Source organism: Bacillus sp. MUM 13, assembly GCF_001866725.1.
Lineage (GTDB): Bacteria > Bacillota > Bacilli > Bacillales > DSM-1321 > Peribacillus.
In genome coordinates, this window is record NZ_MLYQ01000005.1 from 46,061 (window position 1) to 57,578 (window position 11,518).

9 protein-coding genes are annotated in these 11,518 nt (G+C 43.3%); 5 read left to right on the forward strand and 4 right to left on the reverse strand.

Annotated elements, in window-relative coordinates; all coding sequences use genetic code 11:
• Positions 1–123 precede the first annotated feature (123 nt).
• Complete coding sequence (locus BIV59_RS02595) at positions 124–1,515, reverse strand: APC family permease (RefSeq protein ID WP_071349884.1); 1,392 nt, start codon at positions 1,513–1,515, stop codon at positions 124–126.
• A gap of 223 nt (positions 1,516–1,738) precedes the next feature.
• Between BIV59_RS02595 and BIV59_RS02600 the strand changes: the two genes are divergently transcribed.
• The 5 genes from BIV59_RS02600 to BIV59_RS02620 all read left to right on the forward strand — a co-directional run bounded on the left by BIV59_RS02600 (position 1,739) and on the right by BIV59_RS02620 (position 6,938).
• Complete coding sequence (locus BIV59_RS02600; RefSeq protein WP_071349885.1) at positions 1,739–2,647, forward strand: acetamidase/formamidase family protein; 909 nt, start codon at positions 1,739–1,741, stop codon at positions 2,645–2,647.
• A gap of 248 nt (positions 2,648–2,895) precedes the next feature.
• On the forward strand, positions 2,896–3,720 hold the full coding sequence (locus tag BIV59_RS02605) for an SPL family radical SAM protein (RefSeq protein ID WP_071349886.1): 825 nt from the start codon (positions 2,896–2,898) through the stop codon (positions 3,718–3,720).
• The gene (locus BIV59_RS02610) at positions 3,674–5,134 is read left to right on the forward strand and encodes a cytochrome P450 (RefSeq protein WP_240501839.1); all 1,461 of its coding nucleotides are present in this window, start codon (positions 3,674–3,676) and stop codon (positions 5,132–5,134) included. Before BIV59_RS02605 ends, BIV59_RS02610 begins: the two co-directional genes overlap by 47 nt.
• A 188-nt stretch (positions 5,135–5,322) precedes the next feature.
• Positions 5,323–5,949, forward strand: a complete 627-nt coding sequence (locus BIV59_RS02615) for a 5-bromo-4-chloroindolyl phosphate hydrolysis family protein (RefSeq protein WP_071349887.1) — start codon at positions 5,323–5,325, stop codon at positions 5,947–5,949.
• The gene (locus BIV59_RS02620) at positions 5,946–6,938 is read left to right on the forward strand and encodes a toxic anion resistance protein (protein WP_139194291.1); all 993 of its coding nucleotides are present in this window, start codon (positions 5,946–5,948) and stop codon (positions 6,936–6,938) included. Before BIV59_RS02615 ends, BIV59_RS02620 begins: the two co-directional genes overlap by 4 nt.
• 760 nt (positions 6,939–7,698) lie before the next feature.
• Here the strand turns inward: BIV59_RS02620 and mglC are convergent.
• From mglC to mglB, 3 genes are all read right to left on the reverse strand, one after another.
• Complete coding sequence (gene mglC, locus BIV59_RS02630; RefSeq protein WP_071349890.1) at positions 7,699–8,724, reverse strand: galactose/methyl galactoside ABC transporter permease MglC; 1,026 nt, start codon at positions 8,722–8,724, stop codon at positions 7,699–7,701.
• Between the two features lie 12 nt (positions 8,725–8,736).
• A complete protein-coding gene (gene mglA, locus BIV59_RS02635) occupies positions 8,737–10,242 on the reverse strand; it encodes a galactose/methyl galactoside ABC transporter ATP-binding protein MglA (RefSeq protein WP_071349891.1) in 1,506 nt (501 codons plus the stop codon).
• A gap of 81 nt (positions 10,243–10,323) precedes the next feature.
• Complete coding sequence (gene mglB / locus BIV59_RS02640; protein ID WP_071349892.1) at positions 10,324–11,379, reverse strand: galactose/glucose ABC transporter substrate-binding protein MglB; 1,056 nt, start codon at positions 11,377–11,379, stop codon at positions 10,324–10,326.
• Between the last annotated feature and the right edge of the window lie 139 nt (positions 11,380–11,518).

Here is an 11,518-nt window from a genome sequence, read left to right on the forward strand (position 1 = left end):
ATGCAGCGCTGCATCTCCTTTTTCGTGGTTTTGTTAGATTCTGTGTCTTCGTGAAATCCTTTCTAGAGGTTAACAAACCTCCGCCTGCCCGTTTTGCTCAGTAAAATAAGTCCCGGTTAATATCTACATATCCTTCAAAACTTCAGGAACTACTTTATATCCTTTTGATTTAACGGCACCGACAATAATCCCGATCAATAGCCAGCTGAAACCGGCGAGGAAGGTCATTTTATCGAATCCGGACCATACGTAAGCGATAATCGCAAAGCCAACAAGAGGAAGCACCAAGTATTTAATGGACTCTTTAAAGCTGCGAAATTTCTTTTTGATATAAAAATACACAAACACCGTAATATTGAGCAGCATAAAGGATGTTAATGCTCCGAAGTTTACAAACTTGATAATGGTTTCAATGGATAAAAAATTGGCAGCAATTACAGACAAGCCTCCGACAAAAAGAGTGGCGTTGAACGGCGTTTTATATTTCGGGTGGATTTTCCCGAGAAAGCTTGAACCAGGCAGAAGCTTATCACGGCTCATGGAATACAAAATCCTTGAAATGGCTGACTGTGCGGCTAGTGCATTTGCAATGCCGGATGCCAGGACATTGACAATGATCAGCATGTAATAAAGAAAGCTTCCGCCGGCTTCCCTGGCAATATCGAAGAACCCCATATCCGGATCAAGATTTTTGTATGCTGGATGAATAAGGGCCGCCATGTAGGTTTCTGCCATGAAAATCAGTCCTAGTATGATCAGTGCAGCCACTGTTGCCTTTCCGACTGTCCGTGTTGGATTTTTTGTTTCCTCAGACAGCGTGCTGATGCCGTCAAAGCCGAGAAAACTTAATACAGCGATAGATGTTGCTGTTGCAATAAAACCGAGATTTACGTGCTCGGATTGAAATAAAGGGGCTATAGCGAATCCGCCCGCACCCATTCCGTCAGCGAAAACAAACTTTAACGCATAGCCAATGAAAATTAACAAGGCAATCAATTCAATCCCTAAAAGAATAAAATTGGCCCGGGCAGCCATTTGGATGCCTACTGCATTCACGATGGTATTAATGGCGATAAAGGCAAGCACCCAGACAAATGCAGGGATTGACGGGGCTAGAGTATGAAGCCATAGACCTGAGAATGCATATAACAGGGCAGGAGCCAAAATATAATCCACCAGTATCATCCAGCCTGATAAAAACCCGATATGAGGATTCAGTCCCCTCTGGACATATGAATAAACAGAACCCGCAACAGGGAATTCGCGGCTCATTCTGCTATAGCTGAGTGCCGTAAATACCATTGCGATGATGCCGACCAGGTAGACAAGCGGGACCATCCCGAAGCTTTCTTTAGAAACGATGCCATATACACTCATTGGGGCAATGGGGACCATAAAGATCATTCCATAAATGAGTAAATCCTTAAAGGTTAACACCCGGTTTAATTCCTGTTTATAGCCTTTTGAAGGAGGCTGCCCGGCGGCAGTTCCGGTTGTTTTCTGTGCTTGTGCCATCTTATTTCCTCCTGTTCTAACGGTATTAGAATTTTCTGTCATATTTTGATAGAATGCTGCTTTCGAGTATTGTTGCAGCACTCATTTACGATGTTAATAGTTTAGTTCGCTGAAGGTTTGGTGTCAATATATTAGTTAGTCTAATTTAGATAATTCTAATTAGTTTAATTATTTAGTGTGATTACGTATAATAATAGAAAAAATCGTTAAAGGGGTTTTCTCGGTGGAAATTGTAGAATGCAAGCAACAAGCCATTTATGCCTTCAGCAAAAAAAATGAGCCTATACAGAGTGTGGGTGCCGGTTCAACGATAACAATTGAAACCTATGATTGTTTCGAGAATCAAATTACTTCAAACGATACAGGAATTAACTCTATTGACTGGGACAGGATCAATCCGGCAACTGGGCCGATTTTTGTAGAAACAGCACAGCCTGGAGATATTTTGGCAGTCAAAATAGAAAAGATAGAGTTAGGCGATTTAGGAGTGATGACGGTAGGCCCTGATTTAGGAGTGATGGGACATAGGCTTCAGGAGTTTGAAGCAAAGATGATCCCGATTAAAGAGGGAAAAGCAATTTTTGATGAGCGCCTTCATATTCCGCTGAATCCGATGATTGGCGTAATTGGCGTTGCACCAGAGGGGGAGCCGGTATCTTGCGGAACGCCTGGGGCCCATGGCGGGAATATGGATACGAAATTAATCACGGAAGGAGCAACCCTGCTTTTCCCTGTTTTTGCGGAAGGTGCCCTATTTGCACTGGGCGATCTTCATGCTGCAATGGGTGACGGTGAAGTTGGTGTATCCGGCATTGAAATTCCCGGCAAGGTAACTGTTACGCTATCGGTGATCAAAGGTCAGTCGATTGAACATCCGGTCCTGCTTTCAGATGAAGGCGCTGCAACCATCGTGTCTGCGCCGACTTTAGATGAGGCGTCAAAAAAGTCAGTGGAAGAAATGATAGATTTACTTCTTCCACATACAGATTTAACGATCAATCATATGACCATGCTGATGAGTGCAGTTGGGCAGGCCCAGATCTCCCAAATCGTCGATCCGCTTTTAACAGCGAGATTCTTCGTGCCGCAGTGGGTGCTTGATTCATACGGCATCAAACTGTTTTCTCTATGACATGCTATATTTCCCCTGGACTTAAGCTTTGGCTTGGGTCCTTTTTATATGGAACGAAAAGCTGATAAAGTGGTTTTTACACCTGTCCGTGATACACTTTTTATATAGATAACGTTGGCCTTTGCTGATGGTTGCCCAGCTTTCTGAGAGGAATTGGGCTGGCAAGTTTAAAAGTGTCTTTATATAAGAAAAATAATCTTAGCAATTAAATATAGATAGCTACAATCTTCTAATAGAAAGGTGATAAAGTGAAATTACAGCTGAAAGATATTGTCTCCAAAAGCATCCTGACCCCTGGGAAAGGAGCATTGGATGATTATACACATTCATTGAATCCTTACGCTGGATGCTCATTTGCGTGTGAATATTGTTATGTCAGGCAGCTTCCGCTTTCGCTGTACCGCGAAGAAGAGTGGGGAAGCTGGGTGGATGTGAAGACAAATGCCGCTGAGCTGCTGAAAAAGGAATTGGCGAAGGCGAGGAAGAAGGGGATTGTCGCCATTTTTATGTCATCCTCTACAGATCCGTATCAGCCTATAGAGGTTAAAACAAATCTAACCCGCAGTCTGCTGGAGGTCATGCTTGATGATAGTCCGGATTTTCTTCACGTTCAAACACGCTCTCCTCTTGTAAAGCGCGATATAGACTTGTTTAAGGAATTTGGAGACAAGATTAGAGTATCCATGACAATTGAAACGGATAAAGAAGATATCAGAAAAGCCTTTTCCCCGTCAGCTCCTCCTATTCAAGCCAGGATGGAGGCCTTAAAAGCAATCAGGGAAGCTGGTATTACTGCTCAGGCAGCCGTTTCTCCGCTCCTTCCGTGTTCAAGGGAATTTCCAAAAAAGCTGAAGAACATTGCTGACCGGGTTGTCATTGATGATTATTGGATGGGAGACGGAAGCAGGGGAGAGCGAACAGAAAACCTCGGGATATATGAGATTTATAAAAAAACAGGCATGGAAAAATGGTACAATCCAACCGCATATAAAGTAGTCCTCAGAATGCTGCAGCAGGAGTTTGGCAATGATGGAATTTATGTTTCTAAACCTGGCTTCGGCCCCGGGAATTAGAGAGCGCATTCCGACGCGATGGCAGCATGCTGAAAACGGAAAATCAGTGATGAATCTGATAAGCTTGGAAGACGTACCGCATTACAGAAAATGGAGGGTTTCTATGAGCAGAGTGATTGATATTGACCGGTCGAGAGTGAGGAATTTCTTTCACTTTCAGCGTGATCCGCTTGGCTTTTTGGTGGAAACAGCTGATAAAGGAGATGTTGTTTCTTTAAGAACAGGCACCTTTCAATCCACGTATGTGGTAAATTCCCCGGAGTTTATCAGGGCTTTGCTTGTCACTCATGAAAGCGGGCTCGTAAAAGGGCGGTCTTCAAACGTGCTGAGGCGAACAGTAGGAGACGGCCTCCTGACGTCGGAACATAATCAGCACAAGCAGCAGAGGAAGTACATGCAGCCAGCTTTTTATAAAGAGCGAATTAACAGTTATGCCAGGACTGTAGTTGAAGAAGCAGGAAAACTTGCAGATGGCCTTCAAAATGGGAGTGTCATTGATGTTCATGAAGAAATGATGCAGCTTACACTGTCAATTATCACCAAAACTATGTTTCACGCTTCAGTGGATGAAGATAAACAAAGGCTATCGGACGCAGTGGATACCACCATTGTACAGACAGCTGGCACACTGTTTTCTCCGCTGATTCTTCCGCTTGGATTTCCAACAAGGGGTAACCGCAATCACAAGCATGCGATTTCAGAGCTGGAGACGATGATATATAATACCCTGAATAGAGCAAAACAGCAGGAAATTCCCGACGATTCTTTATTGGGCATGCTGCTGGAAACGAAAGATGAAGATGGCAATCCTATCCCTGATGAAGAAATCAGGGATCAGATGATGACTATGCTTTTAGCTGGCCACGAAACGACCGCAAGTCTTCTGACATGGGTGTTCTTTCTATTGAGCAAGCATCCCGAAGCGAGGGAAAAGGTGCTGGCTGAAGTAAAGCAATGCCATAAGCCATATAGTTTTGAAACCTTTATGCAGCTTAGATATACCAAGCAAGTAATAGAGGAAACTCTAAGGCTATATCCTCCTGCGTGGATTATTTTAAGAGAGTCCAGGCAGTCAATTAATATTCTCGGGGAAACCTTCCCTGATAAAAGCTCATTTCTCATTTCCCCTTATGCCATTCACAGGAATCCAGCTGTCTTCCAGGATCCGCATTCCTTCCAGCCAGAACGCTTTAGTCCAGGCAGGTCCTATGAGCCATATACGTATTTTCCGTTCGGCGGAGGTCCCAGGGGCTGCATCGGCTCGCGTTTTGCCATGATGGAAGCTGTATTGATTCTTGCTGTCTTAATAGAGAAAGCAGAGTTCCGCCATAAAGAAAAAGAAATAATACCTGAGCCGCTTGTCTCTCTCAGAGTAAAAGGCGGACTTAAAGTGTCAGTAGAGTTAAATGGATGAAGACTGGATATTCAGCATAATACAGGGCACAATACGACTTAGGGCTTAGTGCTGGTAAAACCCGCGGTCTATAGAAAAAATCCGCAGTTTTATGTAGAATATACGGAGAATATGATTTACTTTTTCTTACTTTTTCGGCCGGTAAATGATACGATATTGATAGAGAATAAGTCAGGAGTCGATATACAATGAATCCATTTTTTACTGTTGTCCTTCAGTTGTTTTTTGCGATCCCTGCTGCAGTTGTTGTTTGGCTTGGCAGTTACTTTGCCATTAATCAGACCTTTTTGCTTTCAAGTGCTTATGCATTGGGCGCTGGGGCATTGGTGTACCTGTTTGTTTCTCTGTATTTGAAGATCAGGTTTTTGAGAAAGCATGGGCTTTCAAGAAAAGAATATCAATATATTAAAGGCAATCTTGACGAAGCAAAAGCAAAAATTCACCGTTTGCATAAATCTTTATTATCAATCCGCCAACTTTCATTTTTGAAAGAAAGGCTGGAATTAGTGCGAATCACCAGAAAAATTTATCACCTTACAAGAAAAGAACCTAAACGTTTTTATCTTGCAGAGCACTTTTATTTTTCTCATTTGGATTCGGCTGTGGAGCTTACTGAAAAGTATATCCTGCTATCTTCGCAGCCAAGGAAAAGCAAGGAAATTACACAAACGCTTCAGGATACCCGCAGCATGCTTGCTGAGCTTAATGCAACAATCGAAGAAGACTTATTCCAGACTTTATCGAATGACATTGACCAGCTCCACTATGAACTGGATGTGGCCAGGCATTCGATGAAGGCCATGAGGGAATCTTGATTAGAGACCTGGAGGCGGGGGCAATCATGGAAGGATATGGCCAGGGGCTTAGAGAGGCGCATGATGCAGCCGGGTGGTTAACGGCGGAAAATCGGGAAGAAGAAGCTAAAGAGCTCGCCAATCAGCTGGATCTGAAGGATCATACCGCAATCATGTCGTTTGGAGGACAGGCTCAGCAGAACCTTTCTTATCTCTCCGATAAGCTGTTGAAGCATATTCAAAAAAGAGATATTGCCTTTGCGGGTGACGTGATTAGTATGCTTGCTGCAAAGCTTACAGAGCTTGACCCTAACGAGCTTTTGGAGAATGATTCTTCCTTTTGGGGAAAAATTTTCGGCAAAAAGGGGGCAGTACCCCAAGAACTGATTTCCAAATTCCAAAAGGCGAGTGCGGAAATAGACCGGCTGACAATAAAAGCAGAACGCTGCAGAACAGCACTGTTATCTGATATGTTTTTACTGGAGAAGCTGTCTCGCATCAATGAAGAATCTTTGCACCTGCTTAATAGCCATATTGCTGCGGGGGAAATCAAGCTTAAAGCCATGGAGCTGGATGTGAATCAGGGAAACTGGGACACAAGCCGGGTTATGTTGGGTGAAAAGCTGGAAGAGCATGCTGCCCAGAAATTGGAGCAGCGTTTATACGATTTGAAATTAAGCCGTGAAGTCGCTGTGCAAAGCGCTCCGCAAATCACCTTGATTCTTCAGGCCAATTCCGCGCTTGCTGACAAAATCGAAACATCTATCATGACAGCCGTTTCACTATGGAAAAACCAGGTGGCCATGGCCATATCGCAGCTGCGGAAACAGAGTACCCGTCAAATGAGGGACAAGGTACCAGAAGCTGAAAATGAATTGTTTATAAAGAATGCTGAAATTCTCAAGACGGTAACTGCCAACACAGTCAAAGAGCAGCAGAGCGGCTTGATTGATGTGCAGACCCTATCTTCAGCCTGTAAGAAACTGCTTGCTATTATAAAAGCAGAATAAAGAAAACCAGTGAAGAAGCATCACTGGTTTTTTATGTCGTGCCGCGATTATGCTTCATTTTCTGTAACGCGAATTGATTATATGGTAAAATTTAGTTATCGTTCGGCGGTCCAGCATGGGGAAACGATTTTATATGAGAAGGGAATGGGGAGCATGGCCCAAAGAATGAACCTTTACTCATTCATAGCGTCATTTGTTTGTTGGGGATTGTTTTTGTTCGTGTGTTTTACAGGTGTTTTCAATTCAATTGAAACTTTATTAAACATAATCCTAACTCTTACCATCCTTTCTTTTTTTATATGCATCATTGGACTTAGCGGGATGAAAGATTGGAAATCATGCATAAGGAGTATGACATCATTATTTTTATCTTTAGGGCTATTGGCCATACTTATCTTTATCATCGGTACAGGCAAACTGCTTGGCTAAAAACTTGGCATAATCAAATAATTTAAATTTATGGGCCTGTTCGGGTCTTTTTTTGTTGAGCTGAAGAAGGGGGATGTACAAATAAGTATTGTATAGAGAACCGAAAAAATGCCTGAACTCATGAAAATCGGGATTTCGCTTCTAGCAAGCCAGATTTGGCTCGATTAACCATTTAAATTATTGCGGTTTGTATTCTGGTTAAAGAGGTCAAAACATCGCTTAAAGGAAAAGCTCGCTTTAGTACCGCAAAAGATACTATGGATAGCAGGTGAAATGAAATCTTCAATAAAAAACCTTCAGCGAATATCCGCTGAAGGTTTTAGCCGCAGGCTTATTTCCTTTTGGCATGTTTTCTCATATCAAAGGCTACAGCCAGGATGATGATGGCTCCTTTTACGATGAATTGGATGTAAGGGCTGACTCCAAGGAAGGCTAGTCCGTAGTTGATGATCTGGAAAATGAGAACCCCTGTAATAACTCCAGGAACTGTTCCGATACCTCCTGATAGGGATACGCCTCCTACTACGCAGGCTGCGATGGCGTCAAGTTCGTACATGTTTCCTGTGTTGTTTGTGGCACTTCCGACACGTCCTGCTTCAAGGGCGCCGGAGAATCCATATAATAAACCTGCAATTGTATAAATAATGATCAGGTTTTTTGTAACGTTTACGCCTGAAACCTTTGCAGCATCAGGATTTCCTCCAATTGCATACATGTTTTTTCCAAGCTGTGTCTTATTCCAGATCACCCAGATGATAATGGAAACAATGGCAGCATAGATGACAAGGTACGGCAATTCATAGGATCCGATTGGAATGCCCCGCTGTGCAAATGTGGTAAAAGCCTGGCTCAAACCGCCAATCGGCTGTGCTCCATATGGAGGACGGTCGAAATAGATGGAGGTAAGTCCGTATACTGTAATCATCATGCCGAGAGTGGCGATGAAAGGCGGCACGTGAAGTTTTGAGACAATGACGCCATTAAGCGCACCGATAAGACCTGTAACGATCATAGCGATTAAAATTGGTACAAATAGCGGCAGTTCAGCTAAATGCGGGTACATTCGGTATGCATAGTCTGAAGCCTGCAAAAGTGAGGCCGAAATTACAGCAGCAAGACCGACCATCCGCCCTGCTGACAAGTCGGTTCCGAATGTTATCAATATTCCGGCCACGCCAAGGGCGATGATGATACGGGAAGATGATTGGCTTAGGATATTTAAAAAGTTAGTAACCGATAAAAAGTCCGGAGAAGCAATGACAATTACGACTACCAGCAGCAGTAACACTACATAAATTACATTATCAACGAGCCATTTTAGATTAAGTCCAGATTTCTTTGACGCTTCATTATTCATTGTACTCTCCTCCTAATACAGGGCTGCAAGCCGCATGATTTCTTCCTGTGAAGCGGCTGCCGTATCGATGATTCCAGCTGCTTTTCCGCTGCTCATGACAAGGATGCGGTCTGTAACACCTATAAGCTCGGGCATTTCAGAGGAAATCATGATAATTCCTTTTCCGTCTGCTGCCAGCTTATTGATGAGCTGGTAAATTTCAAATTTAGCTCCTACATCGATTCCCCTTGTAGGTTCATCAAGCAAAAGTATTTCAGGGTTCGTCAGCAGCCAGCGTCCAATGATGACCTTCTGCTGATTTCCGCCCGACAAGCTGCCGATTGGCGTTTTTTGTGAAGGGGTTTTTACCTTCATGGAGTTAATGACCCAGCTCGTATCTTCATGCACCTTACCGTCTGAAAGGAAGACTCCTTTTGTTTTGTAGCGCGGCAGATTGGCGATGATCGAGTTGAAGCTGATGCTGAGTTCCGGGAAAATCCCTGTTGTCCGCCGTTCCTCCGTTACAAGGGCAAATCCGTTTTTGATTGCATCCTGCGGTGAGTTGTTGACAATCTTCTTCCCGTGCAGCTCAATGGTCCCGGAAGTTAAAGCTCTCATTCCGAATAGTGCTTCGACCACTTCAGTCCGTTTGGATCCGACTAGTCCTGCAATTCCCAGTATTTCTCCTTTGCGCAGCTCAAAGCTGACATTATTGAAGGAAGGCTGGGTAACGGCTGTTAAATCGGAAACCTTCAGGATGACTTCCCCTGGATGGTTTAATTTGTCCGGGAAGCGGTGTGAAAGGTCGCGCCCTACCATCAGTTTGATGATTTCATCTGTCGTAAGCTCATCGGCAGGTTTTGTGGCGATGCTTCTGCCATCACGCATGATGGTAACTTCATCAGAAATCTGCAGGATTTCCTCCATTTTATGGGATATGTAAATCACTGCGATATTGTCGCTTTGCAGCTTTTTAATGATCCTGAACAAGTGCTCTACTTCTCTTTCAGTTAGGGAGGAAGTAGGCTCGTCCATTACAATAATTTTAGAATGATAGGAAACCGCCTTTGCAATTTCAACCATCTGCATTTCTGACACAGATAATGTGCTGACTTTGCTTCGCGGATCTACTTTAATATCCAGGTTTTTGAAAATGGCGACCGTATCTTCGTACATTTTCTTTTCATCTATGAAAATCCCTTTTTTCGGATATCGTCCAAGCCAGATATTATCCATTATATTTCGCTGGCGGACCTGGTTCAGCTCCTGATGCACCATGGATACTCCGCTTTCAAGTGCCTGCTTTGATGTGGAGAATTGAACCTCCTGGCCATCCAGGAGAACCCGACCTTCATCCACGGAGTAAATGCCAAACAAGCATTTCATCAATGTGGATTTTCCTGCTCCATTTTCACCCATTAAGGCATGTACCGTCCCGGCCTTTACTCGTAGTGTTACATCCTGAAGAGCGATGACACCGGGGAATTTCTTAGTTAGATTCTGCATTTCAAGTAGATAAGCAGTACCCGCTTCTGACATGAGCGAACCTCCTCGCATGACCATTTAAAAAATATGAGAAGCACTGAAAGGAAATGTGCCTCTCATATTTTGATAGTTTTATTACTTGTATGCGGCTTTACCAACGTCGATATTATCTTTAGTCACTTCTACGTAAGGTACACGCACCGCTTTTGAATCATCCAGTTTCCAGTCCGTTCCTGCAAGAACATCTTTGCCTTTTGCTACATTTGCTGCAAGGTCGATTGTAGCTTTACCCTGATTTTTTGCATCGTTAAGTACAGTTCCGGCCATTTTGCCTTTTTCGATCATTTCAAGTGCTTCAGGAATTGCATCTACACCTACAACAGGCATGTATTTGTCTCCAGTGAAGTACCCCGCTTTTTCTAGAGAAGCGATGGCCCCAAGTGCCATTCCATCATTGTTGCAGATTACATATTCAATTTTGTTGCCGTATTTAGCGATCCAGGCATCCATTTTTTCTGTAGCTTTCGTTGCATCCCACATTGCTGTATCCAATGCAAGCTGATCAACCTCTATGCCTTTTCCTTTGATCGTATCGATTGCATACTTTGTGCGCGCTTCAGCATCTGGATGCCCCGGCTCGCCTTTCAGCAATACATACTGGATTTTTCCATCTTTATTTTTATCCCATTTCGCTTTGTTGGCTTCCCATGATTTTGCTACCATTTCACCCTGTATCACACCGGATTCAGAAGAGGTTGTACCAACATACCATGCCTTATCATAGCTTTTCATAACCGCTGCATCGGGTTCTTTGTTGAAGAAGATGACAGGAAGGTTTTTCGCTTTTGCTTTATCTACGATTGTAGAGGCAGCCTTAGGATCAACAAGGTTGATGGCCAGTGCTTTAGAGCCTTTTGCAATTAAAGTGTCCACTTGCTCGGTCTGTTTTGACTGATCATTCTGGGAATCGTTCAGCATAAGCTTTACTTTGCCTTTTGCTTCTGTGTCCATTGAACGGCGGACATAAGACATGAAGTTATCATCAAATTTGTAGATTGTTGCGCCAACAGCTGGAAGACCCCCTTTATCTGATCCGCCTGATCCGCCTGTTGTATCGCTGCATCCGGCAGCGAGCAAGATACTTGAAGCCACTGTTAAAGATAGGATGACACCTTTTTTCTTGTTTAGCATTTCATCATTCCCCTTTTTTTGTTATGTGTAACAGTTGGTAAGCGTTTGCTGAAAGCGCAAACATTTACAATTAGTTTACGGTTTTACTAAAAATATTACAATAAAAATTTTTAGTAATTTAATATAATTTCTTATTTTG

What these genes read in the sequence shown, in the direction of transcription:
- mglB (WP_071349892.1), bottom strand. Translation starts at nt 11,379, where the DNA reads ATGCTAAACAAGAAAAAAGGTGTCATCCTATCTTTAACAGTGGCTTCA.
- mglA (WP_071349891.1), bottom strand. Translation starts at nt 10,242, where the DNA reads ATGTCAGAAGCGGGTACTGCTTATCTACTTGAAATGCAGAATCTAACT.
- BIV59_RS02595 (WP_071349884.1), bottom strand. Translation starts at nt 1,515, where the DNA reads ATGGCACAAGCACAGAAAACAACCGGAACTGCCGCCGGGCAGCCTCCT.
- mglC (WP_071349890.1), bottom strand. Translation starts at nt 8,724, where the DNA reads ATGAATAATGAAGCGTCAAAGAAATCTGGACTTAATCTAAAATGGCTC.
- BIV59_RS02610 (WP_240501839.1), top strand. Translation starts at nt 3,674, where the DNA reads ATGATGGAATTTATGTTTCTAAACCTGGCTTCGGCCCCGGGAATTAGA.
- BIV59_RS02615 (WP_071349887.1), top strand. Translation starts at nt 5,323, where the DNA reads ATGAATCCATTTTTTACTGTTGTCCTTCAGTTGTTTTTTGCGATCCCT.